15 protein-coding genes and 3 rRNA genes are annotated in these 22,758 nt (G+C 65.7%); 4 read left to right on the top strand and 14 right to left on the bottom strand.

Going from position 1 to position 22,758, the window contains the following annotated elements:
- The first annotated feature begins 93 nt into the window (after positions 1-93).
- Positions 94-441 carry an SCP2 sterol-binding domain-containing protein gene (locus DKM19_RS14510; RefSeq protein ID WP_110696144.1) on the top strand — a complete coding sequence of 116 codons (348 nt, stop codon included), beginning with the start codon at positions 94-96 and terminating at the stop codon, positions 439-441.
- Between the two features lie 168 nt (positions 442-609).
- Here the strand turns inward: DKM19_RS14510 and DKM19_RS14505 are convergent, their stop codons facing one another.
- Positions 610-1,623 (bottom strand): HAD-IIA family hydrolase, encoded by a 1,014-nt coding sequence (locus tag DKM19_RS14505; RefSeq protein WP_110696143.1) that lies wholly within the window; start codon positions 1,621-1,623, stop codon positions 610-612.
- 25 nt (positions 1,624-1,648) lie between these two features.
- A complete protein-coding gene (locus tag DKM19_RS14500) occupies positions 1,649-2,080 on the bottom strand; it encodes a M48 family metallopeptidase (protein WP_110696142.1) in 432 nt (143 codons plus the stop codon).
- A gap of 120 nt (positions 2,081-2,200) precedes the next feature.
- Here DKM19_RS14500 and DKM19_RS14495 point away from each other — a divergent pair, with 120 nt between their 5' ends.
- On the top strand, positions 2,201-3,502 hold the full coding sequence (locus DKM19_RS14495) for a DUF1015 family protein (RefSeq protein WP_239514254.1): 1,302 nt from the start codon (positions 2,201-2,203) through the stop codon (positions 3,500-3,502).
- A 227-nt stretch (positions 3,503-3,729) separates the two neighbouring features.
- Here DKM19_RS14495 and DKM19_RS14490 read toward each other — a convergent pair whose 3' ends face one another.
- Positions 3,730-4,200: a single-stranded DNA-binding protein gene (locus DKM19_RS14490; protein WP_110696140.1), complete on the bottom strand. Its 471-nt coding sequence runs from the start codon at positions 4,198-4,200 to the stop codon at positions 3,730-3,732.
- 110 nt (positions 4,201-4,310) lie between these two features.
- Between DKM19_RS14490 and DKM19_RS14485 the strand changes: the two genes are divergently transcribed.
- Positions 4,311-5,237, top strand: a complete 927-nt coding sequence (locus tag DKM19_RS14485; RefSeq protein WP_110696139.1) for an MBL fold metallo-hydrolase — start codon at positions 4,311-4,313, stop codon at positions 5,235-5,237.
- A gap of 56 nt (positions 5,238-5,293) precedes the next feature.
- Here DKM19_RS14485 and DKM19_RS14480 read toward each other — a convergent pair whose 3' ends face one another.
- Positions 5,294-6,196: a hypothetical protein gene (locus DKM19_RS14480; RefSeq protein WP_204358799.1), complete on the bottom strand. Its 903-nt coding sequence runs from the start codon at positions 6,194-6,196 to the stop codon at positions 5,294-5,296.
- Between DKM19_RS14480 and DKM19_RS50620 the strand changes: the two genes are divergently transcribed.
- The gene (locus DKM19_RS50620; protein ID WP_204358798.1) at positions 6,161-8,356 is read left to right on the top strand and encodes a hypothetical protein; all 2,196 of its coding nucleotides are present in this window, start codon (positions 6,161-6,163) and stop codon (positions 8,354-8,356) included. The genes DKM19_RS14480 and DKM19_RS50620 overlap by 36 nt on opposite strands.
- Positions 8,357-9,039: 683 nt before the next feature.
- Here DKM19_RS50620 and rrf read toward each other — a convergent pair.
- The 10 genes from rrf to DKM19_RS14425 all read right to left on the bottom strand — a co-directional run bounded on the left by rrf (position 9,040) and on the right by DKM19_RS14425 (position 22,750).
- Positions 9,040-9,156, bottom strand: a 5S ribosomal RNA gene (gene rrf, locus DKM19_RS14470).
- Positions 9,157-9,358: 202 nt separating this feature from the next.
- Positions 9,359-12,496, bottom strand: a 23S ribosomal RNA gene (locus tag DKM19_RS14465).
- A gap of 446 nt (positions 12,497-12,942) precedes the next feature.
- Positions 12,943-14,464: ribosomal RNA gene (locus DKM19_RS14460) — 16S ribosomal RNA — on the bottom strand.
- Together the 16S, 23S and 5S rRNA genes form the textbook arrangement of a ribosomal RNA operon.
- Positions 14,465-15,176: 712 nt before the next feature.
- The gene (gene tyrS / locus DKM19_RS14455) at positions 15,177-16,445 is read right to left on the bottom strand and encodes a tyrosine--tRNA ligase (protein WP_110696138.1); all 1,269 of its coding nucleotides are present in this window, start codon (positions 16,443-16,445) and stop codon (positions 15,177-15,179) included.
- 129 nt (positions 16,446-16,574) lie between these two features.
- The gene (locus DKM19_RS14450; RefSeq protein WP_110696137.1) at positions 16,575-17,225 is read right to left on the bottom strand and encodes a DNA-3-methyladenine glycosylase; all 651 of its coding nucleotides are present in this window, start codon (positions 17,223-17,225) and stop codon (positions 16,575-16,577) included.
- A 63-nt stretch (positions 17,226-17,288) separates the two neighbouring features.
- Positions 17,289-18,707 (bottom strand): argininosuccinate lyase, encoded by a 1,419-nt coding sequence (gene argH, locus DKM19_RS14445; RefSeq protein WP_204358797.1) that lies wholly within the window; start codon positions 18,705-18,707, stop codon positions 17,289-17,291.
- 40 nt (positions 18,708-18,747) lie between these two features.
- Positions 18,748-19,947 (bottom strand): argininosuccinate synthase, encoded by a 1,200-nt coding sequence (locus DKM19_RS14440; protein ID WP_110696135.1) that lies wholly within the window; start codon positions 19,945-19,947, stop codon positions 18,748-18,750.
- Positions 19,940-20,521, bottom strand: a complete 582-nt coding sequence (locus DKM19_RS14435) for an arginine repressor (RefSeq protein WP_239514253.1) — start codon at positions 20,519-20,521, stop codon at positions 19,940-19,942. Before DKM19_RS14435 ends, DKM19_RS14440 begins: the two co-directional genes overlap by 8 nt.
- Positions 20,518-21,609 carry an ornithine carbamoyltransferase gene (gene argF, locus DKM19_RS14430; protein WP_110696134.1) on the bottom strand — a complete coding sequence of 364 codons (1,092 nt, stop codon included), beginning with the start codon at positions 21,607-21,609 and terminating at the stop codon, positions 20,518-20,520. Before argF ends, DKM19_RS14435 begins: the two co-directional genes overlap by 4 nt.
- Positions 21,602-22,750: an acetylornithine transaminase gene (locus DKM19_RS14425; RefSeq protein ID WP_239514445.1), complete on the bottom strand. Its 1,149-nt coding sequence runs from the start codon at positions 22,748-22,750 to the stop codon at positions 21,602-21,604. Before DKM19_RS14425 ends, argF begins: the two co-directional genes overlap by 8 nt.
- Positions 22,751-22,758: the final 8 nt, after the last annotated feature.

Here is a 22,758-nt window from a genome sequence, read left to right as displayed (position 1 = left end):
CGTGCCGGATTACGTGTCCTACCCATGTGAAACGCTACCGTCCGTAGATGCAGGGGATTCGGACCGGTCCTGAACGGAAGGGAGTGCCACGCGATGGCGACCGTCGACGAGTGCCGGGCGGCACTACGCAAGCTCGGCGAGCAGTACGACGAGGTTGATCAGGAGAGTCGCGCCAAGCACGTGGTCGAACGCAGTATCAGCTGCCACATCAGCGATCTCGGCGTCACCTTCTACGGCCGCATCCACCACGGCGGTCTCGGCCCATTCGACGATCTGCCTTCGCCTGATGGCAAATCGGCCGATGTGAAGCTGACCATCGGCAGCGACGACCTGATCTCTCTGGTCAACGGCGAGCTCGACATGGGGAGGGCCGTGTTCGGCGGCCGGATCAAGGTCGACGCCAGCTTCGGCGACCTTCTCCGCCTCCGCAAGCTCCTTTAAAGGCTCCACGCGGTCGGCGCGGGACCTGGTGCACGCCCCTCGCCGACCGCGTCTTCCTCGCTTTTCGCTGCCTCTGCCTCTGCCTCTGCCGACCACGTTTTCGTCCGCGAACGGTGAAACGTGTACTTGAGATACCCGTTACCTAAAGGAACGCCCGCTCTGAAGGAGCTAAAGGAACGCCCGCTCTGAAAGCGAGGAGTCAAGCACCGCCTTCACCGCGTCCTCCTCCGCCTGCCCGTCGCCGGCGGCCTCCCAGGTCGCCGCGGCGGCCGCCCGGAGCCCGTCGAGTGGCTTTCCCCCGCCGTCAAGACGGAGACGGCCCTCTTCCCAGCGAGCCGTCCACCCCTCACAGGTCCATCCGCTCTCACCACGCCGCACCTGCGGGTACGGCAGCCGCAGAGCCGAAAGATCATCGGAGACGTAGGTGGGCCGGTGCCGGGGAGCGGCGGTCAGCACGTCCAGCGGGCTCGCCACTCCGGTCAGCACCAGCAGGCTGTCCACTCCCGCGTTGGTCGCCCCTTCGATGTCGGTGTCGAGCCGATCGCCGATCACCAGCGGTCGTTTCGACCCGGTCCGCAGGATCGACTCGCGGTGCAGGGGCGGTTCGGGCTTTCCCGCGACGATCGGCTCCACACCGGTCGCCGCGGCGATGACCTTGGTCATGGCGCCGTTGCCGGGCAGCTCGCCCCGACCCGTCGGCATGGTCAGATCCGCGTTCGCGGCCACGAAGAGGGCACCCTGCCGCACGGCGAGCGTGCCCTCGGCCAGCAGGCCGTACGAAAGATCGGACGCGATGCCCTGAACCACCGCGACAGGCGCGTCCATCGCGGTGCTGACCGGGCGCAGGCCGTGAGCACGCAGAGCGCTGCGCAGCCCCATCCCGCCGACCACCAGCACCGCCGCCCCCGGCTCGACCCGCTCGGCCACCAGCCGTGCGGCTGCCTGGGCCGAGGTGACCACGTCGTCGGGGGTCGCCGGGGCGCCGAGCGCGCTCAGGTGCTGGGCGATGGCGCCGGGGGTGCGTGAGGCGTTGTTGGTGACGTAGGCAAGCCGTACACCGCTCTCCGCCGCCCGGCGCAGTGCCTCTGGAGCTCCTGGTACGGCGTTGCGCCCGAGATAGACCACCCCATCTAGATCGAGGAGAAGGGTGTCATACGGGTAGATCAGCGCATGTATGTCCACTGACCCATTCCATCACCCACCCGGATCACATCCGCCGGGCGCGTAACGTGGCGCGGACGCTTCTCAGCGCCGACACGTAATGTCGGTGGTCGGGCCGCATGGCGACGGCGATGGCCAGGGGCTCCTGGGCCCCCTTCATGTCTCCGGTCCGCCACAGGGCGAGGCCGAGCCCGAAATAGGCATAATCCTCGGTCGGATTGGCGTCGATGATCCGGCGAAAGCTGTCGGCGGCGTCGGCGTACTGCCGCGAGTTGAACTGGGCACGGGCCAGCGCCTCACGGACGCTCCGCGATTCCGGCTCGGCCTCGACCGCGCGCTCCAGCAGCGCGGCAGCCGCCGCCGGACTACCCTCCGCCAGAAGTTTCATCCCTCGTTGGAACCATTCGTATACGTCCCCGACCGGAGCGCCCGTCTCAGGGCTGGGGGAATCAGACGGACCACCACGTCCTTGGACCATTATGTGAGGCCTCCTTCATCGACAGACGACAGATCTGACCGATTCCCTGACGGACCAGGCGCCACCGCACCTTCGGGGTGGCCCCTAGACGTTTCAGGCCTTTATGGCAGCATGCCCCCTATGGCGAATCCTGAACTGCCGGTGCCCGATGGGCTGGTGCTACGCCCGTTTCACGGCGTACGGTTCACGGTCAACGATCTGGCCGAGGTGACTTCCCCGCCTTACGACCTCATCGGAGAAGCCGATGTGCGAGCTCTGCTCGATGCTCATCCCAACAACGTGGTGCGTCTGATCCTTCCCGGCGCCGACCGTCACCGGTACGCCGAAGCGCGGAAAACCCTTGATCAATGGCTCTCCTCCGGGGTTCTCGCCGCCGACGAAACACCCGCGATTTACGTCTACGAACAGTCCGGCCCGGGAGTCCTGCAACGTGGTCTCATCGGCGACGTCGGCCTGGCCGGTCCCGAACTGCGCATCATCCTGCCTCACGAGAACGTGATGCCGGGGCCGGTCGCCGACCGACTGGCCCTCATGCGCACGACCGAGGCCAACCTGGAACCCATCTTCCTGCTCTACGACGGCACGGACGGCGCCGCCACCCGCCTCGTCGATCAGGTCGCCGGCTCTCGTCCTCCGCTGATGGAGACGGAGACCCGCGACGGGATCAGGCACCGGCTGTGGGCCATCACCGACTCCGGCGAACTCGCCTCCCTCGATGCCGACCTCCGTCCCCGTCAGGCCCTCATCGCGGACGGCCACCACCGCTACGCCACCTACCTCGCCCTTCAGCGTGAACATCACGCCGCGACCGACGGCGACAGCACCGAGATTACGCCTGACCGCCCCGTGGAACCAGGGCCGTGGGATTTCGGTCTCGCCCTCCTGGTGGACTCCAGCTCCTATCCGCCGGACCTCAAGGCCATCCACCGGGTTATCCCCGGGCTACCCCTCGAAGAGGCGCTGGCCAGGGCCAGGGGCTCGTGGCAGGTGCACGATCTCACGGATCTCGCCGAGGGGCTGATCGCGTTGGAGGAGGCCCCAGGACCGGCCTACCTGCTGTCCGCCGGCGACTCCGCGCATCTGCTCACCCAACCGGATCCGGCCCAGCTCGAGCACGCCATGCCGTCCGAGCGCTCAGCGGGGTGGCGCGCGCTGAACACCTCGATCCTCGCGGAGTTCCTGCTTCCCAAGGTCTGGGGAATGCGCGACGACGAGCAGGCGGTGCGGATCGTGCACCATGACCCGAAGACCGCGGTACGGCTGGCGCAGGAGTCCGGGGGAACGGCGGTGCTGATGAACCCCCTGGCGGTCGACGACGTGCTCCTGGTCGCGGCTCACGGGGAACGGGTGCCACGCAAGTCCACCTCCTTCGGCCCCAAACCTCGCACCGGACTGGTCCTGCGCACGTTCACTTTCGACTGAGCCCTCAGGGCGTGAGGGGCCGCCGCTGAACACCTGGCCCCTCACGCCTCTTGAACTCTCAAGCCGGAGACCCGGGAACCGCGGGCCACCTGAACGCGTGGATCCTCAAAACCATGTGAACTCTCCAGCCGAACACCCGGGAATTGGCGATCATCGACTGAGCGGCCATGGACATTCGTCACCCGGGGGCCGAGGCTCGCAGGCATCGCGAGACGGACTCCAGCCCGTCATCCCCGGCCGCGACGGCCCGGCTCCGAACTGACGAGCGCGGACGCTCCGTCGCCCTCGGCGAGGGCGCTCCCGGTGCGCAGGAGCGAACTCACCCGCCTGGGCGGGGCCGGCGTTGGAACCGGGCCGGCCTCATCGCCGGTCGGGACCGGGGTGACCTGGCGTTCGAGGCGTCTCACCGAGCTCACCTCGACCTCGTAGCCGGACGCTTTGGAACCCTCGCTCCCCCACCAGCGGCGACGCAGCGAACCCGCCACTTCGATCATGTCATCCGGCAACCAGTCGGTCACGGCCGCAGTGACCTCGGGCTCGAACGACACGCAGGGAATGGTGTCCACCCGGCCGCCGCGGCCACGGGGCTGCCGCCGGACGATCAATCGCCAGGTGCCGAGAGTGCTTCCGCTCTGCAGCAACCTGAGGTGCGCCGCTTCAGGCAGGCGGCCCACCAGGGTGACCTCGTTGCGATCCATCGAATCCTCCTTCGATCTCTGCCAATCGAGGAAGACTCTCTACGATGTGAGCTGTGCCGGAATGGCCGAATGCCGTTCTGGGGACGCCGGTTCCAGTTCTGAGGTGGCCTGTGGACAACATCACCGCTCTCGGCGGAGACGTCTATGAGATCGACACAAGGATGGCCGGATACTCCGGTATCACGGCGGGTTATCTGATTCTCGGAGACCGCCCCTGCCTGGTGGAGACCGGTACCTCCACTTCCGCCCCCGTGGTGCGCGACGCCCTGACCGCCCTGGGCGTCGGTGCGGGTGACCTCGCCACGGTCGTTGTGACGCATATCCATCTGGACCACGCGGGCGGGGTCGGCGACATCGCCGGGTTCTACCCGGAGGCGGAGATCGTGGTCCATGAGAAGGGCGCCCGGCACCTCGCCGACCCGTCCCGGTTGATGTCCAGCGCCCGGATGGTCTGGGGCGACAAGCTGGACACCCTGTTCGGCGAACTCTCCCCCACCGAACCCGCACGAATCCGCGCGCTGGGCGACACCGGGGCCATCGATCTCGGCAATGGGCGCACGCTGAGCAGCTACTACTCTCCCGGACACGCCAAGCATCACGTGGGACTGATCGACTCGGGCACCGGCGACCTCTATGTCGGCGACGCCGCCGGGGTCTACCTGCCGCAGACGGGCGATCTGCGCCCCGCCACGCCGCCGCCGGACTTCGACCTGCAGACCGCGCTGGACTCGATCGCCCTGTTCGAGGCGCTGGGCCCGCAGCGACTGCTCTTCAGCCACTACGGACCGGTCACGGACGTGGAGGAGATCCTGGGGCGCTCCGCGGAGGAGCTACGCATCTGGGTCGACCTGACCCGTCAGGCCCGTTCGCAGGGAATGGACCTGGACCACACGGTAGCCATGGTCAGGGAACGCACACAAGAGCGTTACGCGGCGATGAAAGCCGACGAGGCCACCGCCGAGCAGTTTGAGCTGCTCAGCGGCGCCCCGTCCAACGTGGCCGGAATCCTGCACTGGCTGGATCGAGTCCAGCCGTAGAGGGCCCGGCTGCCCGTCTTGGGTGAACGGTTCATTCACCCAAGACGGACGCGTGACTACTTCTTCTCGACCTTGCTCCGGTCCTCGTCCTCGTCGTCATCATCGTCGTCGTCCTCGTCATCGAGGTCGTCGTCGATATTGGCGGGATCGCTGAGAATGTCGCCGAAGTCAGGCTCGATGAAGGCTGGGCCGACGCCGGCCTCGACCCTTTCGGGCTTCTCCTCGGTCTTCTGCTCGACGGAGGGAGCCTGGTCTTCCGGAGTGCTGTCGACGACGGGCTCGTCTTCGTCGAAGTCCTCGTCGTCGAGCTCGTCATCGTCTTCGATCTGCGCGTCGAGAACGGCAACGTCGTCGATGTCGGCGTCGAGGTGCGTCTCGTCATCGATATCCGTACCCTCATCGGCGTCATCCTCGCCGGGGAGCTCGTCGTCGACGGCCTCGTCGCTCTCGTCGCTCTCGTCGTCCTCGTCTTCTTCGAGGTCCTCGATCACGGTACCGGTCAGCTCCGCATAACGCTCGGCCGCGTCGGTCTCGCCGTCCTCATCGAAGGCCATCGAACGACCGAACCACTCGGTGGCAGGACCTTCGTGGCCCGCTTCCGCCAGAGCATCGGCGTAGGCGAAGGCGAGACGGGCCGACCAGGGCTGCGGACGGGTGTCACGCAGCTCGGGCAGGCGCTGGAGGGTGATGACCGCGGCGTCCTTCTGCCCGAGGTCCCGGCGAGCACCGGACTCCACGATGGCGAGCTCGATCTTGCCCAGGCGGTCGAGGTGCTCGGCCTCCTTGGAGCGGACCAGATCGAGGGCGCGCTCAGGACGTCCGAGGCCGCGCTCGCAGTCCGCCATGACCGGGAGGAACGAGTCGGAACCCGTCATACGGCGGGCAGCGCGCAGATCGCTGAGTGCCTCGGCGAAGTGTCCCGAATGGTAGGCGGCGATGCCCACGGCCTCGCGGATCACACCGATCCTGGCCGCGAAGCGACGGGCTACCTTGGTGTGCTCGTACGCCTCTTCCGCATTGCCGTCGCCAAGGGCCCGCTCGGCCGCCACAAGGTGACGGGAGATCAGGTCGGCAAGGTCGAGCGGCAGGGAACGCAGCTCGTCACGGATCTCCTTGTCGAGCTCCTCCGCGGTGATGTCCGGGGCGAGAGGAGGCAGCTCCTCACGCTCTCGGCTCGGGGCCTCATCACGGTTGCTGGGCCGTTCGTCCCGGCTGTAGCGGGTGCGAGAACCATCGCCCTCGCCGCGGAATCCACCGTCGCGGTCGCCGAAAGGGCGCCCGCCGCGGTCGTCACGGTTGAACGGGGGCCTCTGCCCGCCGCTGGAACGATCGTCGCGGTTGAACGCGGGCCGATCACCGCCACGGTTGTCGCGATTGAACGGCGGACGATCCCCACCACGGTTATCCCGGTTGAACGGGGGCCTCTGCCCGCCGCTGGGACGGTCATCACGGTTGAACGCCGGCCGGTCACCACCGGCGCCACCGTACTGGCTACGGGACTGATCACGGTCACCGTAACGCGGCCCAGAAGACCTCTGGCCACCACCGGGACGGTCGTCGCGGTTGAACGGGGGACGATCCCCACCACGATTGTCGCGATTGAACGGGGGACGGTCACCGCCACGGTTATCCCGGTTGAACGGGGGACGATCCCCACCGCTAGGACGATCACGGTTGAACGGCGGCCGATCCCCACCACGATTGTCACGGTTGAACGGGGGACGGTCACCCCCGCTGGGACGATCGCGGTTGAACGGGGGCCTCTGCCCGCCGCTGGAACGGTCGTCGCGATTGAACGCGGGCCGGTCACCACTGGAACGGTCGTCGCGGTTGAACGGGGGACGATCCCCACCACGATTGTCGCGATTGAACGGGGGACGGTCACCGCCGCTAGGACGATCGCGATTGAACGCAGGCCGATCCCCGCCACGATTGTCGCGGTTGAACGGGGGACGGTCACCCCCGCGATTGTCGCGGTTGAACGGGGGACGATCCCCACCACGGTTATCCCGGTTGAACGGCGGACGATCCCCACCACGATTATCCCGATTGAACGGCGGACGGTCACCCCCGCTGGGACGATCGCGGTTGAACGGGGGCCTCTGCCCGCCGCTGGAACGGTCATCACGGTTGAACGGGGTCCTCTGGCCACCACTGGAACGGTCATCACGGTTGAACGCCGGCCGGTCACCACCGCGGTTGTCACGGTTGAACGGCGGACGATCCCCACCACGATTGTCGCGGTTGAACGGGGGACGGTCACCGCCGCTGGGACGGTCATCACGGTTGAACGCCGGCCGGTCACCACCGCGGTTATCCCGGTTGAACGGCGGACGATCCCCACCACGGCTATCCCGGTTGAACGGGGGACGGTCACCCCCGCTGGGACGATCACGGTTGAACGGCGGACGGTCACCGCCACGATTGTCGCGGTTGAACGGAGGCCTCTGGCCACCACCGCTGGGCCTGTCACCGCCGGTGCCGCCGCCGTACTGGCTACGGGACTGATCACGGTCACCGTAACGCGGCCCAGAAGACCTCTGGCCACCACCGGAACGGTCGTCCCGGTTGAACGGGGGCCTCTGCCCGCCGCTGGGACGGTCATCACGGTTGAACGCCGGCCGGTCACCACCGCGGTTGTCGCGGTTGAACGGCGGACGATCCCCACCACGGTTGTCGCGGTTGAACGGCGGACGATCCCCACCACGGTTGTCGCGGTTGAACGGCGGCCTTTCGCCCCGATCGCGAGACCCATACGAACCGCCCGAATTCCCTTCGCGGCGCTCGCCATATCGGGGGCCATCGCCTGGCCGCCCCCTGTCGCTACCTGCGCGGTCGCCGCGCTGGCCTCCTTGACCGCCAGATCCGCGGCTTTCGCCTTCTTGGCCTCGGCCCGCGTCGTCGCGCCCGTTATCACTGTTCACTTCTGGTCCATTCGTTTGCTCACTCGGCGAGCGCGTCCCGTCTCCTCATATGGATGGGACGATTCGCTGTGCGGGCGGTCTCCGGCCGCGGGGTGCGCCCCGTTCGCTATCGCTGCCCCGCCCTATCGTGGTCTGGCGCGACGAAGGCCATCCTCGGTGGGATGGCCCGGCCCCCTCAGCCTAGCAAGCTCGTGAAAGTCCATACGCCCTATCCCTTGTGCCCATAGATGATCATGTGCACCGAAGTCAGTCGACAGGCCCGAGAGAACCGAACAGCCCTGCGTATCGGGCCCGGAACAACCGAGCGGACTCGGACAGGTTCCGGGTAGCCCAACGAACGGGTCCCCGACATCAGACCGAGACGACCAAACAGGTCCAGAACCACGGTTCAGGAAATCGAGCCGGTCTCCGGCGCCCGGCCGGTGACCGGGCCAAAGACCATCGGGCCGGGAACTCTGACTCCTAATTGGCTCCTGCAAACGAAAAAGGGACCCTCACCACACGATGAGAGCCTCCGAACGCGGCCCGATCCGAGCCGGACACCCGAAGAGCATCGGGCCGAGGACGCCGGCAACGGATCGCCCCGCGAACACGAAAAAGGGCCTGTGCTCTGGGCGCAAGCCCCTCCCGGACGAAGAGTGATCGGCGACTGCCCTCGCGTTACCACCGCTCCGACAGATCGCCCCGCAAACGAGGAAAAGATGTCCGCGCCCCGCGGGTGCAACCCCCTCCCCCGGACACGAAGAAACACAAAAAAGGGGGCCCCGCCGTGTGGCAGGACCCCCTTCCGAGTAACGCAGGTGCTTCCAGGTCATGCTGGTGGGTGAACGCAGAAAAGGGCCACCCCCAACATGGGGTGGCCCTTTCCTATAATGATTGTCCGGCGGTGACCTACTCTCCCACACCGTCCCCGGTGCAGTACCATCGGCGCTGAAGAGCTTAACTTCCGGGTTCGGAATGTAACCGGGTGTTTCCCCTTCGCCATAACCGCCGTAACCCTATTAAACAATCAACCACACGTCTTCGCCCGCTGATGCTGCCACGGGCGGCGGTGTTTGCTGTTTCAGAATCACATAGTGGACGCGGGCAACACAATCTTCTCAACTATCCAAGCGGTCACGCGCTGTTCCGGACCCGGCGAAGGATACAGAACTGCAAGCAGCAACCACACCGACCATCAAGAAGCACTGTTGCTTTGTGGTCAAGTCCTCGGCCTATTAGTACCGGTCAGCTCCACACGTTACCATGCTTCCACCTCCGGCCTATCAACCCGGTCGTCTCCCGGGGGCCTTACCCACTTTCGTGGTGGGAGACCTCATCTCAAGGCGAGCTTCCCGCTTAGATGCTTTCAGCGGTTATCCCTTCCGAACGTAGCCAACCAGCCATGCTCCTGGCGGAACAACTGGCACACCAGAGGTTCGTCCGTCCCGGTCCTCTCGTACTAGGGACAGCTCCTTTCAAGTCTCCTGCGCGCGCAGCGGATAGGGACCGAACTGTCTCGCGACGTTCTAAACCCAGCTCGCGTACCGCTTTAATGGGCGAACAGCCCAACCCTTGGGACCTACTCCAGCCCCAGGATGCGACGAGCCGACATCGAGGTGCCAAACCATCCCGTCGATATGGACTCTTGGGGAAGATCAGCCTGTTATCCCCGGGGTACCTTTTAGCCGTTGAGCGACGGCGCTTCCACATGCCACCGCCGGATCACTAGTCCCAGCTTTCGCTCCTGCTCGACCCGTCGGTCTCACAGTCAAGCTCCCTTGTGCACTTACACTCGACACCTGATTACCAACCAGGCTGAGGGAACCTTTGGGCGCCTCCGTTACTCTTTAGGAGGCAACCGCCCCAGTTAAACTACCCACCAGACACTGTCCCTGATCCGGATCACGGACCGAAGTTAGACGTTCAAAACGACCAGAGTGGTATTTCACCAATGACTCCACCGCCACTAGCGTGACAGCTTCACCGTCTCCCACCTATCCTACACAAGACGTTCCAAACGCCAATGTCAAGCTGTAGTGAAGGTCCCGGGGTCTTTCCGTCCTGCTGCGCGTAACGAGCATCTTTACTCGTAGTGCAATTTCGCCGGGTCTGCGGTTGAGACAGCGGGGAAGTCGTTACGCCATTCGTGCAGGTCGGAACTTACCCGACAAGGAATTTCGCTACCTTAGGATGGTTATAGTTACCACCGCCGTTTACTGGCGCTTAAGTTCTCAGCCTCGCAGGACTTACGTCCCGCTAACCGGTCCCCTTAACGTTCCAGCACCGGGCAGGCGTCAGTCCGTATACATCGTCTTACGACTTCGCACGGACCTGTGTTTTTAGTAAACAGTCGCTTCCCCCTGGCCTCTGCGACCCCCACCAGCTCACAAAGCAAGTCTGATCACCAGCGGAGGCCCCCCTTCTCCCGAAGTTACGGGGGCAATTTGCCGAGTTCCTTAACCACAGTTCACCCGATCGCCTTGGTATTCTCTACCTGACCACCTGAGTCGGTTTGGGGTACGGGCCGCCACGACACTCACTAGAGGCTTTTCTCGGCAGCATAGGATCACCCACTTCGCCACAATCGGCTCGGCATCACATCTCAGGATACATAGACCGCGGATTTGCCTACGGTCCTCCCTACATGCTTACCCCAGGACTACCATCGCCTGGGCTGGGCTACCTTCCTGCGTCACCCCATCGCTTACCTACTACCAGTTCAGGTCAGGCGTTCGGCCTCACCCCAAACACCCCGAAGGGTGCGTGCAGGGGACTTAAGGACCCTTAGTATCACTGGATTCAGTATTGGCGCATCGTAGCGGGTACGGGAATATCAACCCGTTGTCCATCGACTACGCCTGTCGGCCTCGCCTTAGGTCCCGACTTACCCTGGGCGGATTAGCCTGGCCCAGGAACCCTTGGTCATCCGGCGCAGAAGTTTCTCACTTCTGATTCGCTACTCATGCCTGCATTCTCACTCGCACGGCCTCCACAGCTGGATCACTCCGCTGCTTCGCCGGCCGCACGACGCTCCCCTACCCATCCACACACCTAAACCACAAAGGCTCAGCTATTGTGTGAATGCCACGACTTCGGCGGTGTACTTGAGCCCCGCTACATTGTCGGCGCGGAATCACTTGACCAGTGAGCTATTACGCACTCTTTCAAGGGTGGCTGCTTCTAAGCCAACCTCCTGGTTGTCACTGCGACTCCACATCCTTTCCCACTTAGCACACGCTTAGGGGCCTTAGTCGGTGGTCTGGGCTGTTTCCCTCTCGACTACGGAGCTTATCCCCCGCAGTCTCACTGCTGCGCTCTCACTTACCGGCATTCGGAGTTTGGCTGACGTCAGTAACCTTGTCGGGCCCATTAGCCATCCAGTGCTCTACCTCCGGCAAGAAACACGCAACGCTGCACCTAAATGCATTTCGGGGAGAACCAGCTATCACGGAGTTTGATTGGCCTTTCACCCCTAAACACAGGTCATCCCCCAGGTTTTCAACCCTGGTGGGTTCGGTCCTCCACGCGGTCTTACCCGCGCTTCAACCTGCCCATGCCTAGATCACTCCGCTTCGGGTCTACAGCATGCGACTAAAGAGCGCCCTATTCAGACTCGCTTTCGCTACGGCTCCCCCACACGGGTTAACCTCGCCACACACCATAACTCGCAGGCTCATTCTTCAAAAGGCACGCAGTCACATCACAAACAAGGCAAGCCTTGTTTACGCTCCTACGGCTTGTAGGCACACGGTTTCAGGTACTATTTCACGACCCCTCACCGGGGCGCTTTTCACCTTTCCCTCACGGTACTTGTTCACTATCGGTCATCAGGGAGTATTTAGGCTTACCAGGTGGTCCTGGCAGATTCACACAGGATTTCTCGGGCCCCGTGCTACTTGGGATCCCCTCAAACAGTCAACAGGATTTCGCCTACCCGACTCTCACGGTCTACGGCGCCCCTTCCCAGAGGCTTCGACTATCCCACTGATTTCTTACTGTTTGCAGGAACGGCAGTTCCTGCTAGAAGGTCCCACAACCCCGCCCGCGCAACGCCTGCCGGCTATCACACGCGAACGGTTTAGCCTGATCCGCTTTCGCTCACCACTACTCACGGAATCACTATTTGTTTTCTCTTCCTACGGGTACTGAGATGTTTCACTTCCCCGCGTTACCACCAGCCGCCCTATACATTCAGGCGGAGGCAACACCACATGACTGGTGCTAGGTTTCCCCATTCGGACATCCCCGGATCAAAGTCTGGTTGGCGACTCCCCGGGGCTTAACGCAGCCTCCCACGTCCTTCATCGGCTCCTGATGCCAAGGCATCCACCGTGTGCCCTAAAAAACTTGGCCACAAAGATGCTCGCGTCCACTATGCAAATCTCAAACAACAAACAGCGACCGCATCCACCCGACCACCAGACACCCACACCCAAGCGCGTAAACACTTGCCTATGAGCCGATGTGATCGGAGAGCGGTCCCGCACACGAGGAACAACGGCACCCACCCCGCGATCAACATCGCAGGGCAGGCATCACAGCCGCCACCCGACGGCGGCAGCTGCGACATGGCCCGTTTCCTCAGGACCCAACAGTGTGTCCAGACCCATCCCGATTCCCCAGCCGATCTTCCCACTCCCGCACCCCCAAAGGGGGTTCAGGCGGTACCAACCGACCCAGGCGAACCCAGATCATCCGATTAGCCAGTGCTCCACTAATGAGCGTGTCACGCAGGAAACATTCGCCCCTGACCGTGACGTAGACCCCGCAGCTTCCGCTACGCGGCCGGTGCTCCTTAGAAAGGAGGTGATCCAGCCGCACCTTCCGGTACGGCTACCTTGTTACGACTTCGTCCCAATCGCCAGCCCCACCTTCGACCGCTCCCCCCAGCAAGCTGGTTGGGCCACGGGCTTCGGGTGTTGCCGACTTTCGTGACGTGACGGGCGGTGTGTACAAGGCCCGGGAACGTATTCACCGCAGCGTTGCTGATCTGCGATTACTAGCGACTCCGACTTCATGGGGTCGAGTTGCAGACCCCAATCCGAACTGAGACCGGCTTTTAGGGATTCGCTCCACCTTGCGGTATCGCAGCCCTCTGTACCGGCCATTGTAGCATGTTTGCAGCCCAAGACATAAGGGGCATGATGACTTGACGTCATCCCCACCTTCCTCCGAGTTGACCCCGGCAGTCTCCAATGAGTCCCCAACCACCCGAAGGTGTTGCTGGCAACATTGAACAAGGGTTGCGCTCGTTGCGGGACTTAACCCAACATCTCACGACACGAGCTGACGACAGCCATGCACCACCTGTCACCCGATCCGAAGAGGCACCCATCTCTGAGTGTTTCCGGGCAATGTCAAGCCTTGGTAAGGTTCTTCGCGTTGCGTCGAATTAAGCAACATGCTCCGCCGCTTGTGCGGGCCCCCGTCAATTCCTTTGAGTTTTAGCCTTGCGGCCGTACTCCCCAGGCGGGGCGCTTAATGCGTTAGCTACGGCGCGGAAACCGTGGAAGGTCCCCACACCTAGCGCCCAACGTTTACAGCGTGGACTACCAGGGTATCTAATCCTGTTCGCTCCCCACGCTTTCGCTCCTCAGCGTCAGGTAAGGCCCAGAGAACCGCCTTCGCCACCGGTGTTCCTCCTGATATCTGCGCATTTCACCGCTACACCAGGAATTCCGTTCTCCCCTACCTACCTCTAGCCAGCCCGTATCGAATGCAGACCTGGAGTTAAGCCCCAAGCTTTCACACCCGACGTGACAAGCCACCTACGAGCTCTTTACGCCCAATAATTCCGGACAACGCTTGCGCCCTACGTATTACCGCGGCTGCTGGCACGTAGTTAGCCGGCGCTTCTTCTGCAGGTACACGTCAACTTCGTCCCTGCTGAAAGAGGTTTACAACCCGAAGGCCGTCATCCCCCACGCGGCGTCGCTGCGTCAGGCTTTCGCCCATTGCGCAATATTCCCCACTGCTGCCTCCCGTAGGAGTCTGGGCCGTGTCTCAGTCCCAGTGTGGCCGGTCGCCCTCTCAGGCCGGCTACCCGTCGTCGCCTTGGTAGGCCGTTACCCCACCAACAAGCTGATAGGCCGCGAGTCCATCCCCAACCGAAAAAACTTTCCACACCCACCCCATGCGAGGAGGTGTCATATCCGGTATTAGACCCAGTTTCCCGGGCTTATCCCAGAGTCGGGGGCAGGTTACTCACGTGTTACTCACCCGTTCGCCGCTCGAGTACCCCGAAGGGCCTTTCCGCTCGACTTGCATGTGTTAAGCACGCCGCCAGCGTTCGTCCTGAGCCAGGATCAAACTCTCCAAACAATGTCTGAAAAAGTTCACCCCAGCTGAAAGCACCCGTCCTCGGTTCCGCGCACCACAGATGGCGCACAGGCGTCAGAGCGGATGTATCAACCAAAGGAATCCGTCCCCCACCCCAAAGGGGTGAGATGAACGGGGTTGTGCATCATGCACTGGCTTTTAACACACTGTTGAGTTCTCAAGAAACGGACGCGTACACCCTCCGCCGACCCTGTTACGGGCCCGACGTCCGGGGCGTTCGTTCTGTTGTGCTGTGTTCCGATCTTACCAGGATCAGGCGGTTTAAGGAAAACCAGCGCTTTACACACCGTTTCCGCTTGTCCCGTCGAATCCGCTAGGATCTCGACCACCCTGTTTCCAGAGCAACCCTCTAAACCTACCGTGACATCCAGGCCATGCCAAATCAACTGGTTTTCCAGTGATCCAAGCAGAGGCCGAACGCTGAGGTCCGTTCAATGAGGGGCTCCCTGGGGCCCGTCCGCCGATTCGGCGTCCGGCTCGCTCCCGGGGCATTGAGAACACTAGGCGGCCCTCGTAACCTCGTCAAATCAACCCCGCGCCAAGAACGTGCAGGTCAGCGCCGTTATTCAAGAAAACCCGCACCGTTCGCTACCTGAACGTTACCCACTAAACGGCCAACGCCCCGGCCGAAGCCGGGGCGCCACCCAGATAGACAAGAGCATTAAAGAGTCAGGGCTTCAGCCTCGTGAAGGCATCAAGCCACGACGATCTCGACACCGCCGACGGAACGCTTGCCCCGGCGCAGCACCAAGAAGCGGCCGTGCAGGAGGTCGTCCGTCGAGGGCACGTACGTCTCGTCGGTGACCTTGACGTTGTTGAGGTAGGCACCGCCCTCCTTCACCGCGCGGCGGGCCTCGGACTTCGAGTTGACCAGGCCGCTCTCGGCGAGCAGGTCGACGATCGACGCACCCAGCCCCGGCACCTCCGCGCGCGGCACCTCGGCGAGGGCCTCCCCCAGGGTCCGTGCGGGCAGGTCCTCCAGTGACCCCTGGCCGAACAGAGCCGCCGAGGCCGCGATCACCGCGTCACACTCCTCCGCGCCGTGCAGCAGCGTGGTGAACTCCTGGGCGAGCGCGCGCTGAGCCGCACGCGCGGCGGGCCGCTCGGAGGATGCCTTCTCCAGCTCCTCGATCTCCTCGCGGGACCTGAAGCTGTAGATCTTGAGGAACTTCACCACGTCGCGGTCGTCGGCGTTCAGCCAGAACTGGTAGAACGCGTACGGCGAGGTCATCTCCGGGTTGAGCCAGACCGCGCCGCCGGCCGTCTTGCCGAACTTGGTGCCGTCGGCCTTGGTGATCAGCGGCACGGTGAGGGCGTGCACGTGGTTTCCGGTCACCCTGCGGATGAGGTCGGTTCCCGCGGTGATGTTGCCCCACTGGTCGCTGCCGCCGATCTGCAGCGTGCAGCCGTGCCGCCTGTTCAGCTCCAGGTAGTCGTTGGCCTGCAGGATCTGGTAGCTGAACTCGGTGTAGCTGAGCCCGTCACCGCCGAGGCGGGCGGAGACCGATTCGCGGGCGAGCATGCGGTTGACCGGGAAGTGCTTGCCGACGTCACGGAGGAAGTCGATCGCGGACATGCCCTCGGTCCAGTCGAGGTTGCTGACCAGGATGCCGGTCTTCTCGTCCGAGAAGTCGATGAACTTCTCCACCTGGACCCGGATCCGCTCGACCCATTCGGCCACGACGTCGGAGGAGTTGAGCGAACGCTCGGTGCTCCGGCCGCTGGGATCGCCGATCAGCCCTGTCGCGCCACCCACCAGGCCGACGACCCGATGGCCCGCCCTCTGCAGACGGGTGAGGGTCAGCAACGGGACCAGGTTGCCGACGTGGAGCGAGGGCGCGGTCGGGTCGAAGCCGCAATAGACCGTGATCGGACCCTCGGCCATCGCCGCGCGCAGGGCGTCGATATCGGTGGACTGCGCGATCAGGCCGCGCCAGGCGAGGTCATCCAGAATGTCGGTCACGATCCTTGCTTTCCAATGCTCGAAGGGACATATACCGCTGTCGTAACTACCCTGCCCGATCACAGCCTCGTTCCGCCACCCGAAAACCCTCCCGCGGGCAAGGCGACCAGGGGGTCTGGGCGGATGTGCCTACCGGCGGCGCGGAACGTGCGGCCGGTAGGGCGAGACGGTGCGATCTCCGTCGATCCAGAAGCGCCAGGGCGTCTCCCGGCCCGACGAGATCCCCGTGCGCGGCCCCGACATGATCGATCCCGCCTCGGCCGGTTCACCCGCCCGTATGGAGATCGGACCGGGCACGCAGGCATCGAGCCCGTTCTGCTCCCTCGCGAGGTCGAGTGCCACGGCCAGGCGTGCGGGCCCGCGGGCGAGGTCGCGTTCGGCGACCGTACGGCTCGCGCCCGCGCTCCGGCGGGCCAGGGCGACCTCGATGCCGGAGATCACCTCCCCGGCCCGGAGCAGCACCCCCGAACCGACTCCCTCGGGCAGGCAGGTGAGGTTGGCACAGAAATGCATGCCGTACGTGAAATAGACGTACAGGTGCCCCGGCGGTCCGAACATCACCGCGTTGCGGGGCGTCCGGCCGCGATAGGTGTGGGAGGCGGGGTCCTCCCCCGGCATGCCGTACGCCTCGACCTCGGTGAGACGCACCGCGACCGGCCCGTGCACGAACACCCGCCCCAGCAGGTCCGGGGCGACCTCGTGTGTCGGCCGGTCGAAGAACTCCCGCGTCAGGGGCGCGGATCCGGCGAGCGGGTGCTCGCCGGACCCGTCAGCGGGCATAAGCGTGACCATGAATGGACGCTAGCGGATCATCGGTGAACCGTCTGCGGACCTCAATGAGAATCAGTTTCCGCTCGCCCAGGCCGCCTGTGCGTCGACGACCTCGCGCAGCTCGGTGAGCTGGTCCCTGACCCTGTCGGGGGCGGTGCCGCCGTGCGCCTTGCGGGCCGCGAGGGCGCCCGGCACCGAGAGCACCTCCCGCGAGTCCGGCGTGAAGTGCGGCGAGACCTTGGCCAGCTCCTCGTCGGTGAGCTCGTCGAAGGTCTTGTCGTTGACCTGGCACCAGACGACCAGGTGACCGACCGCCTCGTGCGCCTCGCGGAAGACCACGCCCCTGCGGACCAGAAGTTCGGCCAGGTCGGTGGCCAGCGCGAACCCGTCGGGGGCCGAGGCCTCCATCTTGGCGGTGTTGACGCGCATGGTGGCGACCAGGCCGGCCACGGCGGGCAGGACCAGCAGAAGGGTGTCCACGGAGTCGAACACCGGCTCCTTGTCCTCCTGCAGGTCACGGTTGTAGGTCAGCGGCAGGCCCTTGAGGGTCGTCAGCAGCGCCACCAGGTTGCCGATGAGACGGCCGCTCTTGCCCCGGGCGAGCTCGGCGACGTCCGGGTTCTTCTTCTGCGGCATGATCGACGAGCCCGTGGAGTAGGCGTCGTCCATCTCGATCCAGCGGAACTCCTGGGAGGCCCACAGGACGATCTCCTCGCCCAGCCGCGACAGGTGCATGCCGATCATCGCCGCGTCGAACAGGAACTCGGCGGCGAAGTCACGGTCGGCGACCGCGTCCATCGAGTTGGGCGCGGCGGAGTCGAACCCGAGCTCCCGCGCCACCGCCTGCGGGTCCAGCGGCAGGGACGAGCCTGCCAGCGCGCCGGAGCCGAGCGGGGAGACGGCCGCGCGCTTGTCCCAGTCGCGCAGTCTCTCGATGTCGCGGGCGAAGGCGTGCACGTGGGCCAGGAGCTGATGGCCGAAGGAGACCGGCTGGGCGTGCTGCAGGTGGGTCATGCCGGGGGCCGCCGTCTCGGCGTGCTCCTCGGCCTGGCTCATCAGCGCGGTCTCCAGCTCGACCAGCCGGGACACGATGTGCCTGACGTGGTCGCGGAGGTAGAGCCGCAGATCGGTGGCGACCTGGTCGTTACGGCTCCGACCGGCGCGGAGCTTGCCGCCGAGCGTGCCGAGGCGCTCCAGCAGACCGCGCTCCAGCGCGGTGTGGACGTCCTCGTCGGCCACGGTCGGCCGGAACTCGCCCGTCTTGCAGGCCCGCTCCAGATCGTCCAGGGCACCGAGCATGCGCCTCAGCTCGTCCTCGGTGAGCAGGTTCGCGCGGTGCAGCACCCGGGCGTGCGCGCGCGAGGCCAGCAGGTCGTACGGCACGAGCCGCCAGTCGAAGTGCACACTTACCGAGAGCCTGGTCAGCGCGTCGGCCGGACCTCCTTCGAACCGGCCGCCCCACAGCCGCATCGGCTTACCACCATCAGTCACCGTTGTTCTCCTCCTCATTCAATCCGCGACCTTAGCCCAATCAGGCCAGCCGGGCGTCCCGGGCCGAAGCAATCTTGGAGGGCAGGCTCCACAGCTCGACGAACCCCTTGGCCAGGGACTGGTCGAAGGTGTCGCCCGTGTCGTAGGTCGCGAGGTTGAAGTCGTACAGGGAGGCCTCGGAGCGCCTGCCGGTGACCGTGGCCCGGCCGCCGTGCAGGGTCATCCGGATCTCGCCGGTGACATGCTCCTGCGCCTCGGCGATGAAGACGTCCAGGGCCTTCTTCAGGGGGGAGAACCAGAGGCCGTCGTAAACGAGCTCGCCCCAGCGCTGGTCCACCGACCGCTTGAACCGGGCGAGGTCGCGCTCGACGGTGACGCTCTCCAGCTCCATGTGCGCGGTGATCAGCGTGATGGCGCCCGGCGCCTCGTAGACCTCGCGGGACTTGATACCGACGAGCCGGTCCTCGACCATGTCGAGGCGGCCGACGCCCTGGGCGCCCGCCCGCCGGTTGAGCTCGGCGATGATCTGGAACGGGGTCAGGTGCCGGCCGTCCAGCGCCACCGGGACGCCCTTGACGAAGCTGATGATGACCTCGTCGGCCTCGCGCGGCTGGGACGGGTCGGCGGTGTAGGAGTAGACGTCCTCGACGGGGCCGTTCCAGATGTCCTCGAGGAAGCCGGTCTCGACGGCCCGGCCCCAGATGTTCTGGTCGATCGAGTACGGGTTCTTCTTGCTGGTCTCGATCGGGAGGTTCCGCTCCTCGGCGTAGGTGATCGCCTTGTCCCGGGTCCACGCGTAGTCGCGGGCGGGGGCGATGACCTTGAGCTCGGGGAAGAGCGCGGCCAGGCCGGCCTCGAAGCGGACCTGGTCGTTGCCCTTGCCGGTGCAGCCGTGCGAGACGTGGGTGCCGCCGTACTGCTTGGCCGCGTCGGCCAGGTGCTTGACGATCAGCGGCCGCGACAGCGCGGAGACCAGCGGGTAGCGGTCCATGTAGAGGGCGTTGGCCTGCAGGGCGGGCACGCAGAAGTCGGTGGCGAACTCCTCGCGGGCGTCGACGACGATGGACTCGATGGCACCGCAGTCGATGGCCCGCTTGCGGATGACCTCCATGTCCTCGCCGCCCTGACCGACGTCGACGGCCACCGCGATGACCTCCGCACCGGTCTTCTCGGCGAGGAAGGGAATGGCCACGGACGTGTCGAGGCCTCCGGAAAAGGCGAGTACGACCCGGTCAGTCATGATCAATATCTCCGAAATCTTTGGTCACAGGTGTCAGATGATGCCGGGGGTCGCCCGCCTGAACGGGCTGCGTACGTCGGTCGGCATGCCGGAGCAGCCCCTCGGCGACCGAGGCCCCGCCTATCGGATCACGGCTGATGACAAGAATCGTGTCGTCTCCGGCCACCGTGCCGAGGATGGACTCCCAGTCGGCGTGGTCGATGGCGGAGGCGAGGAACTGGGCGGCGCCCGGCGGCGTACGGACGATCACCAGGTTGGCGGACGCCTCGGCGGAGACGAGCAGTTCCTCCGCGAGCCGGCTCAACCTGGCGGCCGGAGACTCTCCCGTGCCGAGCCTGGTCAGCCGTATCCGGCCCCCGCCCTCGCCGGGCAGGGCGTAGACCAGGGAGCCGTCCTCCGCGCGCAGCTTGAGCGCGCCGAGCTCGTCGAGGTCCCGCGAGAGGGTGGCCTGGGTGACCTCGACCCCGCTCTCCAGCAGGAGTTTGGCCAGCTCGGGTTGCGACCTGATCGGCTGCCTTCCCAGGAGGTCGGCGATCCGCGCCTGGCGGGCGACCTTGGTCATGGGGATCGTCATGTGGGCTCCTCCCCGGGTCTCTCGGGAGATGTGCCGTGACCGCCGGCGTCCTCGCCCCGCTCCGCCGGCGAGACCGGCGATACCGCCCCGGCCACCGCGACCAGCTCGGTGGCCGAGATCAGATCGATCGCCGGGGCCGGCGCGGTCGCCGAGACCAGCCAGGACAGCAGGGCCTTCTGGGCGTGCAGCCGGTTCTCCGCCTGATCCCACACCACGCTCTGCGGGCCGTCGAGGACGTCGGCGGTGACCTCCAGCTCCCGGTAGGCGGGCAGGCAGTGCAGGAGGATCGCGCCGGGGGCCGCCCGGCTCATCAGCTCGGCGTTGACCTGGAAGGGCATCAGGTCGGCGATCCGCTGCTCCTTGCCGTCCTGGCCCATCGAGACCCAGGTGTCGGTGGCGATCACGTCCGCGCCGGCGGCGGCCTCGCCCGCGTCGGACAGCACGGCGACCGACCCGCCGGTCCGCGCCGCGATCTCGCCGGCTTGCCGGAGGATCTCCGGATCGGGCAGGTATCCGGCGGGGGCGGCGATCCGCACGTGCATACCGGCGACGGCACCGCCGAGCAGGTAGGAGTGGGCCATGTTGTTGGCGCCGTCTCCGAAGTAGGCGAGGGTGAGCCCGTCGACCCTGCCGAATCGTTCCCTGACGGTCTGCAGGTCGGCGAGGATCTGGCAGGGGTGGAACTCGTCGGTGAGCGCGTTCACCACCGGCACCGCGGACGCCGAGGCCATGGCCTCGATCCTCTCCTGCCCCGCGGTCCGCCACACGATGGCGCCGACCTGGCGTCCGAGGAACCGGGCGGTGTCCTCGATGGACTCGCCCCGGCCCATCTGGGAGGTGCCGGCGTCGATGATCAGGGGCAGCCCGCCGAGCTCGCCGATGCCGGTCGCGAAGGAGACGCGGGTCCGGGTGGACGGCTTGTCGAAGAGCACGGCGACGGTCTGCGGGCCCTCGAAGGGCCGGTAGCCGTACCGGTCCTTCTTGATGGCGTCGGCCAGGTCGAGCACCTGGGCCTGCTCGTCGGGCGACAGGTCGTCGTCCCTCAGGAAGTGCCTGACGTGCGCGGATTCCGCGTGGTTCCTAGGCATCGGCGGCCTCGTCAAAGATCGCGGGAAGGGCGGCCACGAAGGCGGCGACCTGACCGGAAGTGATCACCAGCGGCGGCGCGAGCCGTACGACGTCGGGCTGGAGGGCGTTGACCAGGAAGCCCGCCCCCTGCGCCGCGGCCTGGACCTGCGCGGAGCGGTCGGCGGTCAGCAGGACGCCCAGCCACAGTCCGCGGCCGCGGACCCCCGCCAGCAGCGGGTGGTCCGTCGCGGCGATCCCGTCGGCGAGCTGGGCGCCGACCGTCCGGACGTGCTCCAGCAGGCCGTCCTTCTCGATCGTGTCGAGTACGGCGAGCGCCGCGGCGGCCGAGACGGGGTTGCCCCCGAAGGTGGATCCGTGATCGCCCTTGGCGAAGATCGTGCCCGCCGGGCCGAAGCCGACGCAGGCGCCGATCGGCATGCCGCCGCCGAGGCCCTTGGCCAGGGTCAGCACGTCGGGCAGGACCCCGTCGTGCTGGTGGGCGAACCAGTGCCCGGTGCGGCCGATCGCCGACTGGATCTCGTCGGCCACCAGCAGCGCGCCGTTCGCGTCGCAGATCTCCCTGACGGCCTTGAAATAGCCCGCGGGCGGGGGCACGACCCCGGCCTCGCCCTGGGTCGGCTCCATGAAGACCGCGGCGCACTCTTCGGTGACCGCGCTCTTCAGGGCCTCGGCGTCGCCGTACGGGACGAACCGGACGTCCACCGGGAACGGGCCGAACTGGTCGCGGATGGACGCCTTGCCGGTCAGCGCGAGTGCCCCGAGGGTCCGGCCGTGGAAGGAGTTCTCGGCGGCCACGAAGTAGGTGCGGCCGTTCGTCTTGCCGTACTTGACGGCCAGTTTCAGGGCGGCCTCGTTGGCCTCGGTGCCGGAGTTGGTGAAGAACACCCTGCCCGGAGCGGCGAGCAGGTCGAGCAGCCGTTCGGCGAGCAGCACCTCGGGCTCGTGCAGGAACAGGTTGCTGGTGTGCGCGAGCGTGGCGACCTGTCTGGACACGGCCTCGACCAGCGCCGGGTGGGCGTGGCCGAGTGAGCTGACCGCGATGCCGCCGATGAGGTCGAGATACTCACCGCCGTCGACATCCCAGACCTTCGAGCCCTCGCCGCGCGCCAACGCCACCGGGGGCACCCCGTAGTTCGGCATGAAGGCGG

The organism is Streptosporangium sp. 'caverna' (genome assembly GCF_003203775.1).
GTDB classification, from domain to species: domain Bacteria; phylum Actinomycetota; class Actinomycetes; order Streptosporangiales; family Streptosporangiaceae; genus Streptosporangium; species Streptosporangium subroseum.
Note: the sequence above shows the minus strand (reverse complement) of the source record. Positions and strands in the feature narration are given on the sequence as shown.

Bases quoted from the DNA above. Each gene is read 5' to 3' on its own strand.
- DKM19_RS14510 (WP_110696144.1), top strand. From the start codon at position 94: ATGGCGACCGTCGACGAGTGCCGGGCGGCACTACGCAAGCTCGGCGAG.
- DKM19_RS14500 (WP_110696142.1), bottom strand. From the start codon at position 2,080: ATGGTCCAAGGACGTGGTGGTCCGTCTGATTCCCCCAGCCCTGAGACG.
- DKM19_RS14495 (WP_239514254.1), top strand. From the start codon at position 2,201: ATGGCGAATCCTGAACTGCCGGTGCCCGATGGGCTGGTGCTACGCCCG.
- DKM19_RS14490 (WP_110696140.1), bottom strand. From the start codon at position 4,200: ATGGATCGCAACGAGGTCACCCTGGTGGGCCGCCTGCCTGAAGCGGCG.
- DKM19_RS50620 (WP_204358798.1), top strand. From the start codon at position 6,161: ATGGTAGGCGGCGATGCCCACGGCCTCGCGGATCACACCGATCCTGGC.
- DKM19_RS14450 (WP_110696137.1), bottom strand. From the start codon at position 17,225: ATGCCCGCTGACGGGTCCGGCGAGCACCCGCTCGCCGGATCCGCGCCC.
- DKM19_RS14440 (WP_110696135.1), bottom strand. From the start codon at position 19,947: ATGACTGACCGGGTCGTACTCGCCTTTTCCGGAGGCCTCGACACGTCC.
- DKM19_RS14435 (WP_239514253.1), bottom strand. From the start codon at position 20,521: ATGACGATCCCCATGACCAAGGTCGCCCGCCAGGCGCGGATCGCCGAC.
- argF (WP_110696134.1), bottom strand. From the start codon at position 21,609: ATGCCTAGGAACCACGCGGAATCCGCGCACGTCAGGCACTTCCTGAGG.
- DKM19_RS14425 (WP_239514445.1), bottom strand. From the start codon at position 22,750: ATGCCGAACTACGGGGTGCCCCCGGTGGCGTTGGCGCGCGGCGAGGGC.